The organism is Odoribacter splanchnicus DSM 20712 (assembly GCF_000190535.1).
GTDB classification, from domain to species: domain Bacteria; phylum Bacteroidota; class Bacteroidia; order Bacteroidales; family Marinifilaceae; genus Odoribacter; species Odoribacter splanchnicus.
The window spans coordinates 4,019,771-4,043,315 of the sequence record NC_015160.1 but is presented as its reverse complement, the minus strand read 5'-3'; the positions used below and the strand labels follow the sequence as shown (position 1 = coordinate 4,043,315).

Sequence of the window (23,545 nt, the reverse complement as noted above, 5' to 3'; positions counted from 1 at the left end):
ACCCTTCGCCAAAAGGGCGTTATTTATTATCGACAGGAAAGTGTTAGCGCGCTTTCCTGTTTTTCTTGAGTCAATCCCGTCTCACCACAACCGTCCGGCCTTTTACTTCAAATTTCACACAAGCCGCATATTCAATGATTTCCAACACCTTATTCATATTTTCGTATCTCGGCAAATTAGCTGTCAAATGTAAATTCCGGATTTCATCGTGCATGACGAACACTTCGACATCATACCAGCGTTCCAGGTCTTCCAATACCTCCCCTAATAATTTATTTTCATATACAAAACGGTGCTCCTTCCAACCGACATAATTCATGACATTCACAGAAGCCACCCGCAGTCCTTCATCCGTTTCGGCGGCCTGTTGGCCGGGCCTGATGACAACCTGCTGCCGATGCCAATTGACAGCCACCTGCCCTTCTATCAAAGTCGTCTGACGCTTAACGCCGGGGTAAGCCGACACATTAAACGAAGTACCCAGCACCTTTACTTCCATATCCCCCAAAACGACTGAAAAAGGTCGCTTCACATCTTTCGTCACTTCGAAGTAAGCTTCCCCCTTTAACACCACTTTCCGCTGATCTGCTGAAAAATGGTCCGGATACATCAATTCCGATGCAGCATTCAACCACACCCGGGTACCGTCGGCCAAAACCAATTTGTATTCTCCTCCACGGGGTACCGACAAAGTATGCCATTGTATCCTTTTACCGTTTTCCTGTTCATGATAAACCAGTTGTTTTCCATCATTTACAAAATTCTCGCCTTTCAATTGCTGGCATCCCCTATCCACTTCTAAATCCACGCGACGTCCATCCGGTAAGACCAACTGCGCTTTTGAACTACCTGGACGAATAGTTTCACCCATCGAGACAGGCTGCTCAGATTTTCCGGTATTTTTATATTTTATCATCCAGGCAAGCCCTATCGTTATCAGTACCAATGCAGCATACGGCAATAAATACCGGAAAGGAACACGCTTCCTCCGTTTCATCGCTACTTTCACCCGTTTCCAATCTTTCCGGGAGTCGTATTTCATATATTCTTGCCATTCTGTTCCTTGATATGAACGGGCCCCGAGGCTTTCATAAAACGAGCGGTTGTCTGCACTCTCTTCCAACCATTCTTCCAGTTCAGTCATTTGCTGTTTATCTGCTTCTCCGTGCCAACAAAGCAAAATCAAACGGGCAATTTCCTGAGGAGTATATTTTTTAGAGGTCATCTTTTCTTCATTTTCTATTAAAACCGGTGAAAGAAGCAAAAGGATGACAAAAGATGAAAAAATAATCAAAATATTCCGAAAAGTTTTAGAGCGACCATTACTAATGCAAGCAATAAAATATAACGTATGTACTTCGCTCCCCATTTCACACTCAACCGGGTCCCGATCCAGGCTCCCGCCATGTTACCGCAAGCCAGAATCAAACCGGTACGCCAATCTACCAAATCATACCAGATAAAAATAACGAGTGCCCCGAAAGTATAGATCAAGATAAGCAATACTTTTAAAGCATTTGCCTTGAGCAAATCGTAGCCACATCCCAATACCAAACCACCCAGCATAAAAAAACCGACACCGATTTGTATAAAACCGCCATAGAAGCCGATCCCCAAAAATATCAAAAAACGTACCCAGGGATGCCGGGCTTTTGCTTTTTCAATATTAGATTTCACCCAGGTATTGGGATCCAGCAAAATCATAAAAAACATCACCACCAATAATCCCCCGATCATTTTTTGTAAAACGGCAGCCTGGATGTCGACAGCCGTAAAAGCTCCCAAAATACTTCCCAAGGTAGTGGGGAGCAGTAAAGGATAATCCGTTTTAAAATTCAATATTTTCTTCTGTCGAAAAGTAGCTGTCGAAACGATATTTTGCAGAAGAATAGCCACTCGGTTGGTTGCGTTAGCCACATGGGGTGGCAAACCGAGAAAAATCAAAAACGGAACCACCAACATCGAGCCACCTCCGGCGAACATATTGATAAACCCGGAAGCAAAACCCAATAAAACGAGATATAACATGCTGTTATCATTCATGGAATTCAAAATTAATGGTTTTATTAGAGAAAATTCTAAGATAAAGTCATAAATTTGATCGTCGAATTATCAGGGCCAGACATGAATCCGGAGATCACAGATCAAACGCTCGTTTTACAACGACTCAAAGAGGGCGATGAAAAAACTTTCGAATTGTTATTTCATCGTTATTACGCCGCATTATGCTTTTTTGCCAATAAAATATTAAAAGATGAAGAAGCAGCAAGAGATGTCGTTCAGGAAGTGTTTATTCGTTTCTATGAGAAAAGCTATGATTTCCCAAACCTGATCGCTCTGAAATCATTCTTGTACAGCTGTGTACAATCCAAAGCCCTGAATGCTTTGGAGAAGCAAAATACCCGGACATCTTTAAAACAACGTCTGGACACTCCCAAATATGAAGAAGCCACCTATTTCCGCCACCAGATCGAAGCGGAGATATTCGAGGAAATTTTTGCTGCCATTGAAGAATTGCCTTCCGAATGCCGGCGGATTTTCAAAATGAGCTACCTGGAGCACATGGACATCCGGGAAATTACAGAAAAATTACAAATTGCCGAATCTACTGTAAAAACACAACGCCAACGGGCAAAACAATATCTCCGCAAACGCTTAAAAAACTTGTACACTTTAGTTATTTTCCTATTTTTCGAATAAAAGATCAGCCTACCGAACGCAAAATATCGATCACGATCGGTTTTAGCCCGCTAAAGAAAAATTCGACAGCAATCACCATCACGATCAGCCCCATCAACCGCATCATCACGTTATTGCCGGTTTCGCCGAGTATCTTGATAATCCGGGAGGAACTTCTTAAAATAAGATATACCAAAGTAATCACCACAGCTACGGCGATGACCATAATCATTTTGGTTTCCCAATCGGTAGCTTTGTTCCACATAACGATTGCGTTGGTAATCGCACCAGGGCCACATAACATCGGAATAGATAAAGGCGTGATCGAGATATCGTTGACATAACTCTTCACTTCCGATTCTTTCACCTTGGTTTTCACCAAACGGGCCTGCAACATATCCATCCCCATAATCAAGAAGATGATTCCTCCGACAATCCGCAGACTATCGATGGAAATACCGAAAAAACGGAATAACAAATCGCCTGAAATAGCAAAAAACATCATGATGAGAAAAGAGACCAAAGAAGCCCGGCGGGCCACTTTTCTACGTTCTTTTTCATCCAGCTCCATCGTCATGGTCATAAAAACCGGCATCGCTCCTAACGGATTGATCAACGTAAAAAACGAGGTAAAACAAAGTAATCCAAATGTAAACATCTCTATTCTATTTTATCGTGAAGAGCCGTATCCGTCTTCTTCTTTCAGTGCGACAAGATAACGTTTTTTATTGTTTTTTATAAATATAAGGTAGGTTTAATTTTTTTTCTTTCTATTCCGATTCCGGGCTTTATACCGTCAGACCGGTTCGCCTGGAACGGTCCGGTAAGGCTTTCCTTCACTGACCGGCGGAACTCCTCACTACGTTCGTCAGACACCACCGGTCGGGCGTTCGGAAAACCTAACCGGACACTCGTTCCTGCTCCAATGGTCTTCCGGCATAAAACCCTGCATCTCACGGCAGAGCTAACCGGCAAAGAAAATACAAGCGGAAATTTACAGCCATAGGAAACCGGACTGTTCGGCTTATTTTCGGGGAGAATGGTATTTCTCAAATCAAGATTAGTCTGCAATTCAGTGATAACGTAAGTCGGAGGTGTTCGTGTTTAGAGACCATTGGAGCTCTGTCGGGTGTCGTCTTGCTTTTTCTGAACGCCCGACCGGTGGTGTCTGACGAACGTAGTGAGGAGTTCCGCCGGTCAGTGAAAGAAAAAGGTAGACGACCGACAGAAGCGACCGGGTCTCCAAACACGAACACCGAAGACGAATAAGTAACAAAATAATTCTACTATTTTTTAGTTACAGCGGTTACAAAAGTACAATAAATACCTATTTCCTTGATAACATGAAACCAAAGTCAGCTGGAATAAACTATCTTTTTAGTTAATATTTCTTTAATTTTACGAGGAATGAAATCTTTTATGAAAAAAATGTCGATCTTGACGCAACGTAATAAAACAGGATGCATCTATATAATAAAACACGATTCGGATGAAAACAAAACCTAACTTCCAAAAAATCAGGCATTGGCTTCACATAGCCATATACATTCTTGTACTTTTGCTGTTTGCCAATTACGAGTCTCAGCGCAAACAACACCCGGAGCGTAACAAGCTTTTTGTAGATCAGCACCAACAGGCGTATGTGGAAGTCCCTTCGAATAACAGCTAAACCGGAAAGAGGGAGAACAACACTAAAAAACGCTATCTGAAAAGATAGCGTTTCGGTGCACGGGTGGAGAGGCTCGAACTCCCGACACCTGGTTTTGGAGACCAGTGCTCTACCAACTGAGCTACACCCGTATTTGATGCTGCAAAGGAAAGCAAATTTCCTGGAATCTGCAATATTCCTGTACATATTTCTTAGATTTTTTTCCGCTTCAATTTTCCCATACGCCCCGGTTTAGAAATAATATTTTGACTTACAGCTTTTCATCTTTTTCAGCAATTCCTCCACCCAATAAAATATCTTCGTGGTAAAAAGCAACAGGTTGTCCCGGAGCAACGGCCCAGGCAGGCTCACTTAAGACCACTTTCAAGCGGTCAGGGCTCAAACGTTCAGCCCGGATATTTCCCCTCGGATTTAATCCCAACCCCCGGATTTTGATTTCTACCCCGTCAGCTAACAAATCCCCAAAGTACACTGCCTCCACCTGCCCGACTGTCAGTACAGAAGTATATAACCCGGATTTGGGAGCGACAATAATACTGTTCCTCTCCACATCGATCTCCCGGACATACATAGGAACTCCGGTCCGGTCGGGAATCCCCCGTTTCTGTCCAACCGTATAATTCAAGATTCCGGCATGTACGCCCAATACCCGTCCTTTATCGTCAATAATTTCTCCACTTTCCTGTCGGAAGTCTTTTATAGGATAATCCTTTATAAAATCACGGTAATCCTTATTTTTCAGAAAACATATCCCCATGCTCTCCCGTCTCCGGGCCATCTGCTCGTATCCATTCCGGGCCGCCCACTCCTTCACTTGTTTTTTGGTATATTCACCCAAAGGGGTCAACGCTCTTCTTAAAAGCGCCTGAGGCAGGCCCCACAAAAAGTAAGACTGATCCTTCTGAGGATCGATCCCTTTCCGGATATAAAATCTTCCCTCCCGTTCGGCAATCCTGACATAATGCCCCGTTGCGATATACTCCACTCCCAACTCATCAGCCACCTGCTGTAACAATATCCACTTTACCCGGCGGTTACAAATGCAGCAAGGACTCGGCGTAAGACCCGACCGGTAAGCTTTTACGAAAGGATCAACCACCTGCTGCCTGAATAGTTCATGTCCTTCCCGGCAGAGGAAAGGGATATTCAGTTTTTCACAACTGTCTCTCACACCGCTTAAATCATTTTTCTCCCACAATTCCAGGGTCACCCCGATCACTTCATACCCTTGCCGGCGTAACAATAAAGCGGTCACAAAACTATCGACCCCTCCGCTCATACCGACAACCACCTTTTTCATATACAGATTTTTGAACTAGAAAAATTTTCAGGCAAAAAACAAATAGGCGATCACGACCGCAGCGATAATCCCTGCTAAATCGGCAATCAGTCCACACGGAACAGCGTAACGGGTATTCCGGATCCCCACCGCCCCGAAATAAACAGCAATGATATAAAAAGTCGTATCCGTCGCCCCCTGGAAAGTACAAGCCAAACGTCCGGCAAATGAATCGGCCCCGAAAGTCTTCATGGTATCGATCATCATCCCCCGGGCACCGCTTCCACTCAGCGGTTTCATCAAAGCTGTCGGCAGCGCATCCACCCAGTCGGCATTAAAACCAAGTCCTTCTATCCCCCGGGTAATCGCAGACATCACCACTTCCATAGCCCCGGAAGCCCTGAATACCCCGATCGCCACCAAAATCGCGATCAAATAAGGAATGATCTTTACAGCAGTAGCGAATCCATCCTTAGCCCCCTCGATAAAAGCATCGTACACATTGATCCGCTTCCAGGCCGCCATCCCGATAAATACCATGATGATACCGAACAGAATGATGTTACTGGCGACATTCGAAACAACGGTTACCGCTTCTTTATCCAAGGTTGAAAAATACCAGATCACTCCCGCCATCAAAACCGAAATTCCTCCCAAATAAGCCAGAATCACTCTATCGAACAAATTGATCTTTTGATAAATAGCGACAGCGATCAAACCGGCCAAAGTAGAAAAATAAGTGGCTAGTAAGATAGGAATAAAAATATCGGTCGGATTAGCAGCCCCCAATTGGGCCCTATATACCATGATCGACACCGGTACGATCGTCAGTCCTGAAGTATTTAATACCAGGAACATAATCTGAGCATTCGAAGCCGCATCTTTCCGGGTATTGACTTCCTGCATTTGCTGCATCGCTTTCAATCCCATCGGTGTAGCAGCATTATCCAAGCCCAGCATATTAGCAGCCAGATTCATCATAATGGACCCATGGGCAGGACTATCCTGAGGCAGCCCAGGGAAAAGACGGCGGAAAAACGGATTGATCATTCCTGACATCACCTGCACAGCCCCACCCCGTTCACCGATTTTCATGATCCCCATCCACAAGGTCAGCACTCCGGTCAGCCCCAGGGAAATCTCGAAACCGGTCTTCGACATATCGAAAGTAGAGGTCATCATAGCGCTGAATACTTCCGTATCACCTCCTATCACTAAACGAAATAAAGCGACGATAAAGGCAACGGCAAAAAAGAAAATCCAGATATAATTCAACACCATAATTCACTACACCTGATTAACGCAAAGGGAACCGATCACGACAAGTAAAAAGCAAAACTTTTTACTTGTCAGCCAGTCCCTTGCAAGCTTTAAGGGTATTTTGCAGCAAAGACACAATAGTCATCGGCCCCACTCCTCCCGGAACAGGCGTGATATAAGAACATTTAGGAGCTACTCCTTCAAAATCTACATCCCCCACCAGGCGGAAACCGGACTTCGTTTTATCCGAAGGTACCCGGTGGATTCCGACGTCTACCACTACCGCACCTTCTTTTATCATATCGGCAGTCACAAAATGAGGTTTTCCCAAAGCGACGATCAGTATATCGGCTTGTAACGTCATTTCTTTTATATTTTGCGTACGGCTATGACAGATCGTCACCGTACAATCTGCATATTTATCTTTACGTGACATCAACACCGCCATCGGAGTACCTACGATATTGCTTCTCCCGATCACCACACAATGCTTCCCTTGAGTGGGTATTTCATAACGTTTCAGCAGCTCTACGATTCCCGCGGGAGTTGCAGGCAGATAGGCAGGCAAACCGGTCACCATCTTGCCGACATTGCAGGGATGAAATCCATCCACATCTTTATCGGGATCGATAGCCATCAACACTTTATGCTCAGAGATATGGCGAGGCAACGGCAACTGTACGATATAACCGTCTACGTCGGCATCCTGATTCAACTTATCGACGACAGCCAACAATTGTTCTTCGGTAATATCGGCCGAATACCTCATTTCGGTGCTCTTGAAACCGACCTCCTGGCAAGCCTTTACTTTGCTGGCCACATAAGTTTCACTCGCCGGATCGTTACCTACCAGAACGGCCACCAAATGAGGCGTTTTGGCTCCGGCTGCTTTCATCCGTTTTACTTCACCTGCCAACTCTTGTTTTACCTGAGTTGCAATTTTTTTCCCATCTATTAACTCCATTTCTTCTATTCACTTTTCGTTAATCACTTACAGTCGCTCAACGTCTCATGCCGGGCATTTTCCGCATCAGTTTACCACCACCGGACAACATCTTCATCATCTTCTTCGATTCTTCGAACTGTTTCAACAGACGGTTCACATCCTGAACGGTCGTTCCACTCCCTTCAGCAATTCGCTTACGGCGTGAACCGTTTATCAGGGCCGGATCCTCCCGTTCGGCAGCAGTCATGGAATAGATAATCGCTTCAACTCCTTTAAAGGCATCGTCGTCGATATCGATATCTTTCAGTGCTTTACCGACACCGGGAATCATGGAAGCCAGATCTTTGATATTTCCCATCTTTTTGATTTGCTGGATCTGACTCAGGAAATCATTAAAATTAAACTGATTGCGGGAAATTTTCTTTTGTAATTTTTTGGCTTCTTCGGCATCGAACTGTTCCTGAGCCTTTTCTACCAGGGACACGATATCTCCCATCCCCAGAATACGGTCGGCCATACGTTCGGGATGGAAGGCGTCCAAAGCTTCGAGTTTCTCTCCGGTTCCGACATACTTGATCGGTTTGTTCACTACCGTACGGATAGAAAGAGCGGCTCCCCCCCGGGTATCTCCATCCAGTTTGGTCAGAATCACTCCGTTGAAATCCAGCCGTTCGTTAAATTCGCGGGCAGTATTCACTGCATCCTGACCGGTCATCGCATCGACCACGAACAGGGTTTCATTCGGATGAATAGCCTCTTTAATTGCAGCGATCTCGTTCATCATCTGCTCGTCGATAGCCAAACGTCCTGCCGTATCGACAATCACCACATCATACCCCTTCGCTTTGGCTTGTTTAATGGCATCCAAAGCGATCCTTACCGGATCTTTGGTCGTCTCATCGCTATATACAGGCACCTGGATCTGTTCGCCCAATACTTTCAACTGCTCGATAGCAGCGGGACGATAAACGTCACAAGCCACCAGCAAAGGTTTCTTCCCTTTTTTATTCTTCAATAAATTGGCAAACTTACCGGAAAAGGTCGTTTTACCGGAACCTTGCAAACCGGACATCAAAATAATCGCCGGATTACCTTTTATATCTACTTCGACATTCTTGCCCCCCATCAACTCAGCCAACTCGTCGTGGACAATCTTCACCATCATTTGTCCCGGTTTGACAGCCGTGAGCACATTCATACCCAAAGCTTTCTCTTTCACCCGATTGGTGAAGTCCTTCGCTATTTTATAGTTGACGTCGGCATCTAACAAGGATCGGCGCACCTCCTTCAAGGTCTCCGCTACATTCAATTCTGTGATTTTTCCCTGCCCCTTTAATATCTTGAACGACCGTTCCAGTCTTTCCGATAAATTCTCAAACATATCTTATTCGCTTTATATTTAATGATTATTTTATCTTTTCCCAATATTTTTCAACACCACAAATGTTTTATCGATCAAGGCATTATCAACCACCACCGTAAACTCGTTGGTAGAAGAGATGACTTCGGTCAGATTGATACCTTCCCAAGATAATTCTTTCATAATGGTATAATAAAAACCGGCCTGCATACTGTTCCCTTTCGGCAATTTCAGCGTCACCGAAGACAGACCGTTTTTTTTAAAGAGACACAACTCATCTTTAAAATAATCGGCGATCAATTCCTCCATCGTGTCACTGATCACAAGGTTGGTTTCGAAAACTCCCTGTACCATCGTATAAAAAATCTCATCGTTTTTCACCAGATTTTTCAATACTTCGATATGGCAATCCAATAGAGTAGGTGAATTTTTAAAAGTATAGTCACACAAACTACTCCTAAGAATAATATCCCCCATATTACTCAGCAATTTATTCAACTGCACCTGCTCCCGCACCTGCAAATAAGGCGCCAACCGATTCAAGGCCATCACAATAGCCCCGGTATTCACTCCCTTCTGCAACGCTCTCTCCACATCGGGCTGCAATTGCCGGGCAAGCGAAGAAACATTGATAATGCCCGCCGCTAAAGACTCCGACAGATAAGGCCGGTGTTTTACGATATCTTCTACAACATGAGAAATACTGACCATACAAAGTACATTTAAAAGATGAGCTGTTTAATTTTCAACAAAAATAGTATATTCTGAGCATTTAACCACCGATTTTTCTATTTTTTTCATAAGAAACGAAAGAAATGAATACAACCAGACAAACGCATAAAAATAACCGGTAAAATAGAAAAACCAAAAAATCCGGCAGGATCACTCCTACCGGATTCACACAACATAAATTTGAAACTACACTTATCAACGCATCATTCTGCAATTGTACAAGGAAGTGACACGTTTGCCTTCATATCCTTTAAAAGATACCCGGATTTTATCTTTTCCCTCGGTAAATTTAGCAGGGATTACAATCGTATTTTCGACGAAGTTTCCATCTTCACCTTTAGGAGAGAACAATTCCAGACGTACACCATCGATCAGGATTTCGAAGGTATCACGACCACAATCCCCACCCCAGAAAGTCATCATCATCTTCATGGATTCCGTCCCGGATACTTTCATATCGAAATCAAAATATCCGGTCGGATAAGCATACCGGTATTTTTTACCCCTGAAATCTCCGATACGGCTTTCCCCGGCCCTCAGGTTATGATCCCGTTCGGGCTGCATTTCTCCCAGCACGATATAATCGACAGTCACCTTATTCAGTTCTTCGATCCGCAATCTTTCTGCTTCATATTCCGCCTGTTTTTGTTTCCATTCCCCGGGTGAGAATACATCCCAATACACCGTATAATACTGATCGTAGGTATTGTAAAAAGGAATCAACGTCACCTCTTTCGGATAACCCAAACCTTCGGTTTCAAAAGTCAGCGGTTTACCGTTTACCGGGTGGATATACTTACATACCTGTTTGTCGGGTGAAACAAAAACCGGTACACCCCGGATCGGTTCTATCTCTTTCTCACCCAATGCACCTGCCAGTAAAGTCGGTCCGTAGAACACAGCCCGCCGGTCGGCATTATCCGGCATTTCTTTCGTATAAAGATTCATCGGTATATTCAATTCGATCCGGTCGCCTGCTTTCCATTTTCGTTCCAGCGTAACGAAAGATCCCGGTTTAGAAGTTATTTTTTGCTTTGTACCGTTCACTTTCACCACAATTCCTTCGCCGGCCCATACCGGATAACGCAGATTCAAAGCCAAAGGCTGACGTTCCCCCTCGACCACTTTCAACGTCACCCGTCCATTCTCCGGATAAACGGTTTCCAACCTCACTTTCAATCCCTTCTCTTTCCAGGTCAATACCGAGGGTATATAAAGATTGACAAACAGAGAACGGTCGTCGCTACCGTGACTGTAAATCGCCCCCCCATACTTGGAATGATTTTCAAAACCACTTCCCATACAACAGGTGAATGAATTGTATTTATCGCAAAAATCTTTCCGGGTTCCCATCGCCAGCGGCACAAAATAACAGGTCATTCCCGTTTCGGGATGCTGAGAAGCCAGGATGTGATTATACAATGCTTTCTCGTAAAAGTCGAGATACTTCGGATCTCCGGTCCATTCATACAGATGCCGGCTCAATTTCAGCATATTATAAGTATTACACGTCTCACAGGTAGAATGCGTCAGGCGATCGTTCAGTTTATCGGGTGTCGAAAGATATTCTCCCGAGCTATTTCCCCCGTTAGCATAACTATGATGATTTACCATCGTTGTCCAGAAAAATTCGGCAATTCGTTCATCTTTTGGGTTTCCGGTCAACTCATACTGACGTGCACTACCGATGATCTTCGGTATCTGGGTATTCGAATGCAATCCGGGCAGGATATCTTTCCCTTCTGCCAACGGTTCCATCAATCGTCTGTGGTAAAATCGATATGAAGCGTCCAGGTATTTTTTATCTCCGGTCAGAGCATACACCTGTGCCAATGCTTCGTTCATACCACCGAACTCACAATTCAGCATCGTCTGTACCTGTTCGTCCGTCAGTCCGGCAAGTACATCCACCAGATAATCGGCCAAATTCACCAGTACTTTTTTAGCAGTCTTGTTCCCAGCTAACAGATAAGCATCATTGAGTCCCATCATGGTTTTATGTTCGTTGTACCAGGGGACCCACAAGCCGTTCAAATCGAATCCGGCCGAACGGATAATCCCCTTTTTCACCTGTTTGAATACCCGGTCTCCCCCCGGCATGCCACCGATAAAACCGTTCACAAAATATTGCTGGCAACTATCCAGTTCGTGCACGATATAATCCACCCGTTGTTTGAAGCGTTCGTCTCCGGTAGAGGCATACTGTTGTGCCACAGCCGAAAGATAATGTCCCAGGGTATGCCCGGCTATCCCCATAGACTCCCAGCTTCCATAAGATTCTCCTTTCGGCTCGAGGCCTGCATTCTTCAGGAAATTCGATAACAACCGGTCCATATCCATTTCCAGCATCCATGCCGCATTCCGGTCCATAGCATTCTTAAAAGGGCTATCCAGCAAACGGACATCCTTCAAACCGAAATACTTCACCTTCGCCGGCACCACATTCCCGACAGCCAAGGCCGCACAATGTTCACAGGCTCGGCCTACCGACACAATCCCTATAACCAGTAACCATCCTATTATTAATTTTCTCATAACTTCCATTATTTTCAAATTCTACCTTTGCACCTCTTTACTCTGTTCCGAGTACAATCACATTCGCACTAAAAGGGCCTACTTTCACCTGTTTGGTATTTTTCAAACTTTTTTCCGACACTTTCACCACACTTTCCTGTCCCGGTGTATTATAAGCCATATCGTCGGGTCCGGTAAGGGTATAAATCGTCGCCACTCCGTTCAACCGGCATGTTTTTGCCTGATACTCAAACTGTCCACCCAGTATATCCAGATCGAAAGTCACTTCTTCCCAGCCCGGATTTATAACAGATAAAGTCAATGCCTGATCGGAAGACCGGATAGCGGCAGCGACATCCAGGGGACGTAACTCTCCGTCCACTTTCACCGGAACGGTACCGAATTGTTCGCGATATAATTTCAACACCTCGCCGGTCGAAGCATAACAAGCATCCGTCGTCGTCGCTTTGATACAACCGATGACATTCACCGTTTGTGCATAATTGGCCATAAATACCATATCGCTTTGACGGAGGAACTCATTCAGTCCGGCAGCAATCCCCAAAGCATCCCGTAAGAAATAACGGGTACCCAATTCGCCATAGATATGAGGGCCGTACCAATAATTCCATTCGTCCATACAAATACGGATATCTTTACCTTCCAAAGCGGGAATATCTCTCCGGTACCCCCGGTGTGCCTCGGCTATCCGGCGAATATTACGGGGAATTTGCAATACGTGTGTCATCAGTCCTCCGCCATGCCAGTCCTGACAATAAAAATGTTCGCTCACCAAATCCATCCGGTCGGCACAATTAGCCAAAATCATTTCGTCCCACCGGCCCACTTCTCCGACAGCGATCAGGTGGATAGAAGAATCTACTTTCCACATCGCATCTGCAAAACTGTTATGTTTTTTCACAAAAGCCTCCGTACTCATAAAACCGAGTTGCCAATCCCCGAACATTTCATTCCCGACGGACCACCATTTCACCTTCCAGGGTTTTGCCTGTCCGTTTTGTTTCCGCCATTTACCCATCGGTGTATCCTCTGTACCGTTACAATATTCCACCTCATCGGCAGCTTCTTTTACCCCTCCCAAACCGGCATTTACAGCAATATAAGGCTCGGTATCCAACAATTCACACAATCGCATAAACTCATGAATCCCGACATCGTTCGATTCCACTCCTGTCCAGGCCGGATTTCTCCGGGGAGGCCGTTTATCCCGTTCACCGATCCCGTCATGCCAATCATAACCACTGACGAAATTACCTCCCGGCCAACGATATACCGGAGCTTTCAATCCTCTCAGCAAAGCCAGCACATCCGCCCGGAAGCCGTCGATATGATCATCCGGCATCAAAGAAGCCGTACCGATCCATAATCGTCCTTCTTTTTGCGGACAGATCGAAAAAGTAGCATCCTTTACTTTATGATCGAAAGCTGAAAAATGCACCGGATATTTACGATAAGTAGTCCCGACCTCCAAGGATAATTCCTGAATAAACGAACCGTAATTCAACATCACTTTTACCGGCATTTCGCGATCGGCTTTCATTACAATATATCCCGAACAGGAAATACCGGGCCGTAATCCCAGTTGCGTCTGTTTCAGCGCGATCCGTTTACCGTCGGATTTCAACACCGGAGTATGCCGTCCTGTATAGGGAGCCGTCTCGTCCATATATAAACCTTCTTCCGCTTTATCCGTGCCCGCAATCTGCCAGGGAGAACCTTTTTGCCCCGGAGCATACCAGAATTTCCGGTCCATCAACATTTCGGCCCAGATACCTCCATAAATACAATGCCCCATATGTTCTATAAATTGCCCATAAATATAAGGAGACATCTCCGCCTTTTGCTCTGCCGGATCAACTTTTATACTGGTTTCGATGACCTCCGTACCCAGACATTCGAACGAAAGATCGTCAAACCATACTTTCCCTTTTGCTTTTCCTTCTGTTCCCAGCAAACATGATACGATGACACAATCGTTCGCTCCGGTCTCAAAATCACAACTGACCAAAGTCCAGTCTTGCGTACCGGTAAAATCAGGCAATTGTACCTCGACTCCCTGCAAGCGGAATCCGGCTCCCCCTTGCGGTTCGGCCACTACATTTTCACATTTGATCCACCCTTTGAAGCGATATTTCGACCACGGTTTGAGATTCACCCGGTTATTCCAGTATCCATTAGCCAAACCGTCGGCTGAAATACATAAACTCCGGGTACCGTCATGAGCCGTTGCATCATAGAAGTGCAAAACTTCTTTACTGGCAGGAGGAGCCTGCCAATAGAGCACTTCTGAAGAAACGACCTCTTCGGCAGAACCGTTCTTTATTTCTCCCCACTGTCCACCGGTCAAAGGTTGACGCTCTTTTGGGACAGAACATGCACAAAGCACCGCTATCCCGAATAAAACGATATTATTCTTCTTCATTTTCGATATTTATTGATGTATTTATGACAACTAATCTGCTCGTTCGTAGCCGGGAAAAACTCGCTCAAAATATCGTACAAACCGCGGTCATATGCCTTCAATTCCTTGCGGGTATTCACCTGGTTATGCTTTCCGTCCGGCTTAGGAACTTCAGCATTCACATTAAACCAATCCTGTACTCCTTCGGCCCAATACTCTTCGATATTGGTCGCGGCATAGGTATCTTTCCACTTTCCGGCAGCCAAAGCGGCATCATAAGCTTTTTTCAGACGTTCATTAAAATCGGGATATACAGTCAGTATTCCGATCAAATGAATCGAATGGGCAAATTCATGGACCAGAATATCTTCGGCATGGTATTTATCGATCTGATATCCCAAAATATTTTCTTCGGCACAAGTCGTCAAAGGCAACCACTTCGTTCCTCCTAATCCCCTGGCTCTCAAGTCCCAATTCAAAGAGGTATCCCGAGCCAAATGAGCATGTTCGGGGATATCGGTCGTACCTTCATAACGAGCCATGACGCCCACACGGGTACCGATATCTGTCATCGCCTTCAACACCCCGGCAGGCAGATATCCGGTCAACGCCGTCAACGTACGGTGAGCCGCATACATCGCCGAATCGGGAACCCGCCAGGAAGCTATAATATGAATCCCGTTGGCATTCAGGTATTTCTTGTAAAAAGGATTCAGCTTCAGCTCTAGCGGTGGAGCCGTAATCCCCGGTTTCTGTCCGGTTACTCTCTGCTGCGCCTTTCCCAGACACAGCAGACAACAAAATACAATGCACATCACATATTTCATAACACTTTCATATTAGGGTTAGACAATCTGCCCACCAGCACGCCATGCAGAGGTACATCATTAGCATCCGGATTTTCATCCGCCTACCGGTTTAATACCTTTTCCCCCACTTTATTACGTCCCGGTTTTTCCTTTTTCAAATCACCTAAACAAAGGAATGACATTCCCTTAACTTTCAATAAAACATATATGCAAAAAAATACAACAATTGTACAAATCGAGTTTTTAAAAGGAAAATAGCATATAAAAATCATACATACGATTGTTGACTTGCCCCCCAAAACCTCCTAATAAAAAAGGAACGGTGCATGTCCAGTTTTAAACCGTTATTACCGTTTTAACTGTCGGCACCGTTTTAACCTTAAAATAGCATCCGGTATCGGAGAAAATTATTCTGCAAAAACCAAAGTTCTGATACAATGTTCGGTTTGACCGGATGCCCATGAATAATAGTCGAACTCAAAATATAAAGTCTTCGTATTTTTATCATAGTAAGCGATATAATCCGATTCGAGAGCCGTATTCACCGGTTCATACATCGTCACGATTTCAACTTCATAAGCTCCTGAAGGAGCCCCGTCTGCAGTAGATTCCACCTGATTAATCTTAAATAATAGTGGATAAGCAGTATTTCCATTATCCAACCCCATAGCATAGTCGTAATCGGCAGCCCTGAATTTGGCATAGCGATCGTCATAAAGGCTAGTGCCTGCAGCTTCCAGTTCGGTTGTTATCTCATCGTACTCTGCTTTCGTATAGATTTTATCACCGAAATGAACATATCCGGTATATCCTTCTTCTGTCAATGTATAGTTTCCGGCTAATACACCGGCCTCCAAAGCCGGTAAAACGACTACCGATGAAGCATCCATCTGGGTCACCGTAAAGCTTTCGGTAACCCCTTCCCACACTCCGGTAATCGTAGCCGTACGGGTTTTTCCGGTATTGTTCGCTGTAGCCGTCAGATTCAGAGTCACAAAAGCATCGTCTTCGCCAGCGACGACCATATAACCGTCGGTACCCTGTACAAAACTGACTCCCTCACTACCGACAGTCAACCAACTCACACCGGTCCCTTCTACTTTATACTTCGTCATACCGATATAATTTCCGGAAGTATTCGACTTTGTACCTCCCGTATATGAAAATTTCACTTCTTCAGTTCCCCAGTCAATCACCGCACAAGGTTGTACCAAAGTCATCGTCTGGGTCAGATTCCCGGCCTTAATCGTTACAGAACCGGTGATTTCCTGAGCGGTCGTATTCAAATTCGCCACCGAAACAGTCACGATAGAATCATTGGTCCGGCTAGCTGTAAAATCGTCCGTTACGCTTTCTACAGTCCAACTATCCGTATAGGCTTTCACTTTAATATCACCATTTCCTCCCCAAAAAACCAAGTTTTCCAGGCTGACATCACTTAACATAAGTCCGGATTCCTGACTAACCGTCACTTTTTTTACCGACTGCTCTTTCTGTACCGTAATCGTCGCTGTCCGTACCGCTGCCTCCGTATCGTTCGGGTCCACCCTGACGGCTATCGAATCGGTGCCCTGAATCCATTCCGGTTTACACCACGACTTATCCGAGCTAAAGGTCCAATCGTCAGTATTACATTCGACCACAAAACCCTCTTCGCCTCCTTTTAAGCCATAACTCAAATTCGTCTTCGTAACCGCTAGTGCTCCCGACCGCTGAGCAACCGTAAATATTTTATAAAGCTGATCCGATACCGATACCGTGATATGTCCGAAACGTTCTTCAGAGCCGGTATTTACTTCTGCTGTAAAATTCACGATCGAATCCTTTTCTACGGAACAGGTCACCCAATCGGCATCTTTATCGATACTCCATGCAACATCCGACCGCACGATAAACGAACCCGTAGCTCCTTTAGCACTGACTTCCAGGGTGTCGGCAGATAAACTGATCGTAGGTGCAGCCTGCATGACAGCCAGACTTTGTGTCCGGCTACCGGCCTGTATCTTTAATATAGCCGAACGTATTTCAGCCCCTGAATTATCCTGGGTTTTCAATATCAACAAAGTATCTTTTTTCTCATAGGTAATCCAATCGTAATCGTATTCCGCCACCGCCCAGAAGTCGAAAGTCGTCGTAATCTTTACCGTATCCAGCCTTCCTGTTGCAGAACGGTTCAAACGGGACGGAGTCAGATACAAATCGGCACTTTGAGTGGTAAAACTACGTACCACCGAATGTACATCCGCAACAGAAGCATTTTCATATTTGGCATAAGCGACATAAGAATAAGTCGTAGCCGATTCCAATTCGGTCAAATCCAGATACATCACAGAATCGACCTTTTCTACTTTTAAAACATCCCCATAAGATAACAAAGCACTCTTATCGGTCTGTACTCCATAACAGATTCCCACTTCACCGATACCGGCCGTCTCATTCAGGCGGATCCGTACCCGGGCAGATGTCGGCGTGATCGATTCTTCCAGCGGCCCGCCATTCACATGTACCGAGGATGTAGTCAACACATCGTCGTCATCGCTACAGGCTCCTAAAAAAACGGCCAGCAGACCTACTAAAACGGAAAATATTTTATTCTTCATAAGATTCATCATTAAAGTTATACTTAGTTTTTCACCTCCGTATTGACAAATTTCACCCGATAAGGATATTCTTCATCATTGCCGACATCGTCGTCCCAAACATGAGGTTCATGCCGGGTCGGAGCTCCCGATACCACAAACCACAACTGTTTCAGCCCTCCACCGGGCACGGTAAAAGATACGGACGCTTGCGGAGCAGTCCCGGTTGCCTCCCCCATATCCCCGTATACAGGTGTCCAACTTCCTTGCACACCGACAAAACCGAACCTCCATCCTGCTTTGCTATCACCGACTGTCCGATAACGGCTGTCACCTGTAATCCCTTCGAATTCGGCAGTCACCGTCGTTCCTCCTTCCGGTACGCTCAACTGAAAAGCATTATAGCCGTAATCATGCGGTGTAAAAGCGATATTTTGCTCCGTGCCGTGATCTGCAGTCACCGTATCCGGATAGGAACGATAATATCCGTTCTCAGCGATCAGACGGGTCTTGTGGGTATACCAGGTTTGCCGGTCGGCCTCGCTTTGTCTATCGACGATACGCCGCAAATAACCGCCCAAAGGATAATCCCAGGTAATGTCATGACAAGCCGATTCCCACACTTCGGCATTGAATTGATCCTGTGAAAGACCTGCAATCCGTTTATAAGCCGTAATCGGATCTTCATGGCTTTCAGACTCCCGCCATACCCGTCCCAACATATCTTCCCCATGTTTCATCCGCCAATATTCCATCAGATAAAAAGCCTGGTAACGCAACCATTCATGCATAAATCCGCGGTGATGATTGGCCAGATAAATAGGTACATCACAATTCCACTCCGGGAAAAGCGCGATATTCTGCCACGCCATATGCTGGGCACACATCTCCCAAAAACTATTGCCATCCTGCGAAGTTCCGCTTTGCCCCTGACGGAAGCCGGCCTCTTTGTTCGGATCGTCACAATACACCTGATATTGGAACGAATGCCCGAACTCGTGGGCGATCGTCTGTCCCACCGGTTTCATCGTCGCCGGATTGACCCACAAAGCTCCGATCACATCATCGTATCCTCCGCCATATGCCGTCCACGTGGTCGTATAATGGACGATCACCATCATCCGGATCGAATCGACGTTCGAATTTCCCGGAGTGACAAAATTCAGGGAATCATGATACAATTTATAGAAACGCTCTCCTTTTTCGAGTAAATCGTCGAGATCGACAGTCATATCCACCCCATTCAAAGGCGGAGCACTTTTGGGATCGTCACCGAATCCTTTTTCCCAGAATACCACAAAATTTTCGGAAGAAACCATCCGGTGATAACTGAGCCGACTGTTATCGTCATAAAAATCCATAGACCGCAAATCATCCTGGACCGGGAAAAACAGCTTCTTTCCACTGGGCAATACGGTGGCTTTTCCTTGTACCTCACTGTCGGTAAGCCGGCACTCGATCTCAAAGACTCCTTTCTGAGTCACAGACAAATTACAATCGAAAAAGAGATCTTTCCTGAAAGCGGTATTCGCTTTCTCAACCTTATATTGTACCGCGTTACCGGTAGATTGTGATACAACCGGATAAGAGGGAACGGGATAAGGAACGATCACCGCTTCGTCGGTATAGATAATTTCTGCCCAGGGATTAGCCGTTTCAAAATTATTTTTATTTGTCCGGGTCACCCAACGATCTTTCCAACTAATGCTCTGATTGCGTCTGTCTTTAACTTTCAGTATCAAATAACCATAATTTTTATTATAAGCACTGCCTAAAGCCCCGGCGAATTCCTGCAGCTCTTCCTCGCTCAGTTCTTTACTACTCACGTCGACAGGAGCTTTATCGCTATCCGTCGTTCCCCAGGTTGCCGATACAGTGACAGCCTTAGCCGAATTGTCTTTCAACTGGATGCGACAAACGCCTTCTTTGATTTGGGTGACGCCTCCACTGCTAATCTCCAGATCAACCAGATAAACTGCCGCCGGAATATTTTTGGTACCGGCCCCATACAATATCAGTTTTCCAGTAGAAGCATCGACCGACAGTGTCGCCTTTTGAACCGGATTATATTTAGCCAGCACCGCTTCCATGGTCTTATCCGTATTCAGATCGACAGGCGAAGACCACCCGATGACCTCACAGCTCTCGAAAAAAAGCGGTTCACTTTCTTTGGTCGAAAAATTACGGACATCTTTGATCTTTACCGTGATATCCTCCCCGACTCCCTCCGGTAGTTTCAACGCTTCAGATTCATAATCTTCTCCTTTGAGCACGGAAAAGACCGAGGAACCGTATCCCACCTCATCCAGATCGATCCCTTTGATTTTTTCGTTACCGGAACACCCGGAAGAGAAGCCTATCGCCAGGATAGCGATAAGCCTCCACCCCTGTTTTAATACTTTATATCCCATATTTATTCTACTGCTGAATAATAATAAGCATCCCAGTCTTCCGCACTACACCAATCTTCGTGGAATAAGAAACGCAATACCAGTTTTTTCTTTTTGTAGTCGTAATACGACTCATCTTTCACTACACTATTGTCTCCCGGTTCGAGGAATTTCACCACCTCCACCCGGTAACATCCCGGAGCATAAGAAGCTTCCTCATAGTGTAATTTGAAACACAAGGGATAACGGAAATCCACAGCACCGGAAGCCGAAATAATGTAGTCGAAATCATAGGTTCCGAAATCGCTTCTCCTATCCCAATCTACCGTATATCCCTCTCCCGCCATATATTGTTCTTTAGAAAGAATAATGCTTCCGATGGTCCCTCTATCCCGGCTCCATACCACCATACTATCCAATTGCCAGGTGAACGATGAAAGATCGACCTCTTCTATCCTGAACCCTCCGGCTACAGTCATCATGACCGTTCCGCAATCCACCGTTATCGTTTCTCCCGGCATCCCTTCATCGGGCATCGTTGCAGAGACATAAGCCGTATCGTATCCGGTCATGGCTAGTCCCAACGTATAATCTCCCGGCCCCGGCACCTTCACAGTTGCAACACCATCTGCATCGGTCATATCGGCCCCGGTTTCCAGTCCCAAAATAGAAACGCCTGTGATCGGCAGGAAAGTAGAATCGTCTAAAACGGTAAAATTGATCACATAGGACACCGTTTTGGGATTCAAAGCAATCTTTACCTCCACATTTTTCGTACTTCCTTCGCTTACTTCCCCGATAGCTACCGTCGTTGTATAATCCTGATAAGCTTCATGAGAAAATACCAGATTAGCGACAGCCCGCGGAGCCTGATCGAAGGTCAACGTCGCTTTGCCATTGGCATCGGTCGTTTCCGAAATTTTCAAAGCAGTCTGCTTCAAAGTTACCTCCGCTATCGGTAAGTCCGTTTCTCCGTCGACCACCGTCAGATTCACAACGGCAGCTCCGGCAATGTATTCTTCATCGGTGATCTCGTCATTATCGTCATCCGTACAGGCCCCAAAAGCCAATGGCATCATCCATAACAAAAATGCCAGATATTTAAATCTTTTCATACACTTCGGTTTTAATTATTTCTTTACCCTTTGAACAACACCGGTATCATCAGCTCCTTTCAGCTGATAAGTAATTTCAAAAACTCCTTTACGCTGTATAAACCAGCTGAAACGGAGCCAGATATCAACCCCTTTGGTCGTCGCCGAAGGAATGATCCGATAATAAGACAGATCGTCGGTAGACGTCGGCGCATTGATCAATGGGAAAGGAGCCATAGGGAAAGGAGCGATCATCGCATCCGAAGTATAATACATCTTCTGCCAGGGACTCCGTTTTTCGTAGCTTCCCAAATCCGATTGCCGCTGACGGATTTCTCCTCCGCTATTCGCACCCGTATTCGGTGTCCAATCGAAAGCCTCTCCATAATGATCCAGCACTTTCAGAATCATATAACCGTAGTCCTCGTTGTATTCTCCTCCTGCTGCTGCCAATTTACTTTTAAAAGCTTCCAGATCGTCTCCTTTCAGTTCTTTGTAGGTCACAACCGGATTCGGACGGGTACCCGAATTACTGGAATTCCACAAATCATAGGTACCTTCTTTTATAAAGGAAGAACTCTCGGTCAGAATGATGGTACAAGCATTCCTGATCACCCGGGTCTCTTTCACATTCGACACTTTGATATCGATTTCATATTCACCTACCGGTACGTTCAAAGTACCCTCGGAAAATTCCAACCGTCCTCCCACCGGATTGACCTGAAAGGTCGGATAAGGCTGCATAGAATATTTAGCGGCTACCTGTTCCCAGGTTGTATCCGTTTCCGAATTAATCTTTTCTTTCCAGAAAGTAATCTCACTTTCGGAATACCAGGCCTCTTCGGTTTTTCCGGTTTCTACATTACGAATATCCAATAGCTCGACATTTACCGGACCGGTGGAATTATCCAGCTCCAACGCTTCGGAATAAGTCGTCAGCCCTTGTTCTACCGTAAAAGGATCGGTCACATAGTAAATATTACTGCTCATGTATCCTTCTTCAATCTTGTCGCAAGCCACCAGAACACCTCCGGCGCCCAACAGTCCATATATCAGTTTCTTTATTTTCATAACTTTCGGTGTTTAATCATTTCCAACTTTAAATGCAGAAAAAACGTGAGAATTATCGAGTACATGCAAAATCGTACCTGTTTTTGTACAGATAATACCTGTTGTCTGGCATTTCACCGAGATATCCTGTTCTTTCAATTGCTCGGCCGTCGAATCGAATTCCTTGCCGACCGGATCGATTTCATCACCGATAATCTTGCGCAAATACAGAAAAGAGGGCTTGGTCACCACAGTTACACTGGTTCCGGGTACCGTCCAGTCACTTTCGTTAGTGGACTCCTGCTGATAAACGGCATATCCCGAACCATCCCCGGAATAATTGAGAAATTCGGTGGGTATTTTAGGGGCAGTCGCTAATTCGATCTTATCCTGGAAAAAATAGATCCGGATCGAATCGGCGGTAAAATCACGATAGAGCGAGTCGAGGGTATAGGCCCACCCTTCGTCACCATGCTCATCGGCCAACTGATCGGAGCGTTTTTTCAACAAAGCTTTAACACTGAAATCCGAACAAGCGAAAACAGTAGCTGCACGATTCATTTCTTCTTCCAACCCATAATGGTCGATGATCTGAATCAACGTATCGAACATATGGTAGGTATGCGAAGACAAGTATTCGTAAGGCGTAGTATTCGACTCTGCCGAATGGGTTCCACCATCGTCCAGGTAATCCTGAATACAGGATGTCATTCCGAATAAAAACAGAACGGATATATACAATAATTTTTTCATAATATGCTG

The 23,545-nt window shown here is 45.3% G+C and carries 17 protein-coding genes and 1 tRNA gene; 1 reads left to right on the top strand and 17 read right to left on the bottom strand.

What is annotated here, in order from left to right:
* Window positions 1-70: 70 nt before the first annotated feature.
* Together ODOSP_RS17130 and ODOSP_RS17125 are read right to left on the bottom strand one after the other, a co-directional pair.
* Window positions 71-1,225, bottom strand: a complete 1,155-nt coding sequence (locus ODOSP_RS17130; protein ID WP_167536001.1) for a FecR family protein — start codon at window positions 1,223-1,225, stop codon at window positions 71-73.
* A 65-nt stretch (window positions 1,226-1,290) separates the two neighbouring features.
* Window positions 1,291-2,043 (bottom strand): sulfite exporter TauE/SafE family protein, encoded by a 753-nt coding sequence (locus ODOSP_RS17125; RefSeq protein ID WP_013613538.1) that lies wholly within the window; start codon window positions 2,041-2,043, stop codon window positions 1,291-1,293.
* A gap of 54 nt (window positions 2,044-2,097) precedes the next feature.
* On the opposite strand from ODOSP_RS17125, the gene ODOSP_RS17120 reads away from it, so the two are divergent.
* Window positions 2,098-2,700, top strand: a complete 603-nt coding sequence (locus tag ODOSP_RS17120) for an RNA polymerase sigma factor (protein WP_244264133.1) — start codon at window positions 2,098-2,100, stop codon at window positions 2,698-2,700.
* Window positions 2,701-2,704: 4 nt separating this feature from the next.
* On the opposite strand, the gene ODOSP_RS17115 is transcribed toward ODOSP_RS17120, so the two are convergent.
* The 15 genes from ODOSP_RS17115 to ODOSP_RS19020 all read right to left on the bottom strand — a co-directional run bounded on the left by ODOSP_RS17115 (window position 2,705) and on the right by ODOSP_RS19020 (window position 23,536).
* Window positions 2,705-3,337: a MarC family protein gene (locus ODOSP_RS17115; protein ID WP_013613536.1), complete on the bottom strand. Its 633-nt coding sequence runs from the start codon at window positions 3,335-3,337 to the stop codon at window positions 2,705-2,707.
* 1,069 nt (window positions 3,338-4,406) lie between these two features.
* Window positions 4,407-4,479 (bottom strand) — tRNA-Trp (locus ODOSP_RS17100).
* A gap of 119 nt (window positions 4,480-4,598) precedes the next feature.
* The gene (gene mnmA / locus ODOSP_RS17095) at window positions 4,599-5,648 is read right to left on the bottom strand and encodes a tRNA 2-thiouridine(34) synthase MnmA (protein WP_013613535.1); all 1,050 of its coding nucleotides are present in this window, start codon (window positions 5,646-5,648) and stop codon (window positions 4,599-4,601) included.
* A gap of 27 nt (window positions 5,649-5,675) precedes the next feature.
* Window positions 5,676-6,908, bottom strand: a complete 1,233-nt coding sequence (locus ODOSP_RS17090; protein ID WP_013613534.1) for a nucleoside recognition domain-containing protein — start codon at window positions 6,906-6,908, stop codon at window positions 5,676-5,678.
* 61 nt (window positions 6,909-6,969) lie between these two features.
* Window positions 6,970-7,851, bottom strand: a complete 882-nt coding sequence (gene folD, locus ODOSP_RS17085) for a bifunctional methylenetetrahydrofolate dehydrogenase/methenyltetrahydrofolate cyclohydrolase FolD (protein ID WP_013613533.1) — start codon at window positions 7,849-7,851, stop codon at window positions 6,970-6,972.
* Between the two features lie 37 nt (window positions 7,852-7,888).
* A complete protein-coding gene (ffh, locus tag ODOSP_RS17080) occupies window positions 7,889-9,214 on the bottom strand; it encodes a signal recognition particle protein (protein ID WP_013613532.1) in 1,326 nt (441 codons plus the stop codon).
* Window positions 9,215-9,244: 30 nt separating this feature from the next.
* Entirely contained in the window at window positions 9,245-9,904 is a 660-nt protein-coding gene (locus tag ODOSP_RS17075) for a hypothetical protein (RefSeq protein WP_013613531.1), read from the bottom strand.
* Window positions 9,905-10,120: 216 nt separating this feature from the next.
* The gene (locus ODOSP_RS17070; protein WP_228026205.1) at window positions 10,121-12,460 is read right to left on the bottom strand and encodes a glycoside hydrolase family 127 protein; all 2,340 of its coding nucleotides are present in this window, start codon (window positions 12,458-12,460) and stop codon (window positions 10,121-10,123) included.
* Window positions 12,461-12,497: 37 nt separating this feature from the next.
* Window positions 12,498-14,882, bottom strand: a complete 2,385-nt coding sequence (locus tag ODOSP_RS17065; RefSeq protein ID WP_013613529.1) for an alpha-L-arabinofuranosidase C-terminal domain-containing protein — start codon at window positions 14,880-14,882, stop codon at window positions 12,498-12,500.
* Complete coding sequence (locus ODOSP_RS17060) at window positions 14,879-15,688, bottom strand: hypothetical protein (RefSeq protein ID WP_013613528.1); 810 nt, start codon at window positions 15,686-15,688, stop codon at window positions 14,879-14,881. Before ODOSP_RS17060 ends, ODOSP_RS17065 begins: the two co-directional genes overlap by 4 nt.
* A gap of 389 nt (window positions 15,689-16,077) precedes the next feature.
* Entirely contained in the window at window positions 16,078-18,270 is a 2,193-nt protein-coding gene (locus ODOSP_RS17055) for a BACON domain-containing protein (RefSeq protein WP_013613527.1), read from the bottom strand.
* A gap of 23 nt (window positions 18,271-18,293) precedes the next feature.
* On the bottom strand, window positions 18,294-20,660 hold the full coding sequence (locus tag ODOSP_RS19025) for a DUF6055 domain-containing protein (protein ID WP_013613526.1): 2,367 nt from the start codon (window positions 20,658-20,660) through the stop codon (window positions 18,294-18,296).
* Window positions 20,661-20,662: 2 nt separating this feature from the next.
* Window positions 20,663-21,754, bottom strand: a complete 1,092-nt coding sequence (locus tag ODOSP_RS17045; RefSeq protein WP_013613525.1) for a peptidase associated/transthyretin-like domain-containing protein — start codon at window positions 21,752-21,754, stop codon at window positions 20,663-20,665.
* 15 nt (window positions 21,755-21,769) lie between these two features.
* Complete coding sequence (locus tag ODOSP_RS17040) at window positions 21,770-22,804, bottom strand: hypothetical protein (RefSeq protein WP_013613524.1); 1,035 nt, start codon at window positions 22,802-22,804, stop codon at window positions 21,770-21,772.
* A gap of 12 nt (window positions 22,805-22,816) precedes the next feature.
* Window positions 22,817-23,536, bottom strand: coding sequence for a hypothetical protein (locus ODOSP_RS19020; RefSeq protein ID WP_013613523.1), 720 nt, complete (start codon window positions 23,534-23,536; stop codon window positions 22,817-22,819).
* Between the last annotated feature and the right edge of the window lie 9 nt (window positions 23,537-23,545).

What these genes read in the sequence shown, in the direction of transcription:
- ODOSP_RS17055 (WP_013613527.1), bottom strand. Translation starts at nt 18,270, where the DNA reads ATGAAGAATAAAATATTTTCCGTTTTAGTAGGTCTGCTGGCCGTTTTT.
- ODOSP_RS19025 (WP_013613526.1), bottom strand. Translation starts at nt 20,660, where the DNA reads ATGGGATATAAAGTATTAAAACAGGGGTGGAGGCTTATCGCTATCCTG.
- mnmA (WP_013613535.1), bottom strand. Translation starts at nt 5,648, where the DNA reads ATGAAAAAGGTGGTTGTCGGTATGAGCGGAGGGGTCGATAGTTTTGTG.
- ODOSP_RS17040 (WP_013613524.1), bottom strand. Translation starts at nt 22,804, where the DNA reads ATGAAAATAAAGAAACTGATATATGGACTGTTGGGCGCCGGAGGTGTT.
- ODOSP_RS17130 (WP_167536001.1), bottom strand. Translation starts at nt 1,225, where the DNA reads ATGACCTCTAAAAAATATACTCCTCAGGAAATTGCCCGTTTGATTTTG.
- ODOSP_RS17115 (WP_013613536.1), bottom strand. Translation starts at nt 3,337, where the DNA reads ATGTTTACATTTGGATTACTTTGTTTTACCTCGTTTTTTACGTTGATC.
- ODOSP_RS19020 (WP_013613523.1), bottom strand. Translation starts at nt 23,536, where the DNA reads ATGAAAAAATTATTGTATATATCCGTTCTGTTTTTATTCGGAATGACA.
- ODOSP_RS17065 (WP_013613529.1), bottom strand. Translation starts at nt 14,882, where the DNA reads ATGAAGAAGAATAATATCGTTTTATTCGGGATAGCGGTGCTTTGTGCA.
- ODOSP_RS17125 (WP_013613538.1), bottom strand. Translation starts at nt 2,043, where the DNA reads ATGAATGATAACAGCATGTTATATCTCGTTTTATTGGGTTTTGCTTCC.
- ODOSP_RS17070 (WP_228026205.1), bottom strand. Translation starts at nt 12,460, where the DNA reads ATGAGAAAATTAATAATAGGATGGTTACTGGTTATAGGGATTGTGTCG.
- ODOSP_RS17075 (WP_013613531.1), bottom strand. Translation starts at nt 9,904, where the DNA reads ATGGTCAGTATTTCTCATGTTGTAGAAGATATCGTAAAACACCGGCCT.
- ODOSP_RS17060 (WP_013613528.1), bottom strand. Translation starts at nt 15,688, where the DNA reads ATGAAATATGTGATGTGCATTGTATTTTGTTGTCTGCTGTGTCTGGGA.
- ODOSP_RS17045 (WP_013613525.1), bottom strand. Translation starts at nt 21,754, where the DNA reads ATGAAAAGATTTAAATATCTGGCATTTTTGTTATGGATGATGCCATTG.
- ODOSP_RS17090 (WP_013613534.1), bottom strand. Translation starts at nt 6,908, where the DNA reads ATGGTGTTGAATTATATCTGGATTTTCTTTTTTGCCGTTGCCTTTATC.
- folD (WP_013613533.1), bottom strand. Translation starts at nt 7,851, where the DNA reads ATGGAGTTAATAGATGGGAAAAAAATTGCAACTCAGGTAAAACAAGAG.
- ffh (WP_013613532.1), bottom strand. Translation starts at nt 9,214, where the DNA reads ATGTTTGAGAATTTATCGGAAAGACTGGAACGGTCGTTCAAGATATTA.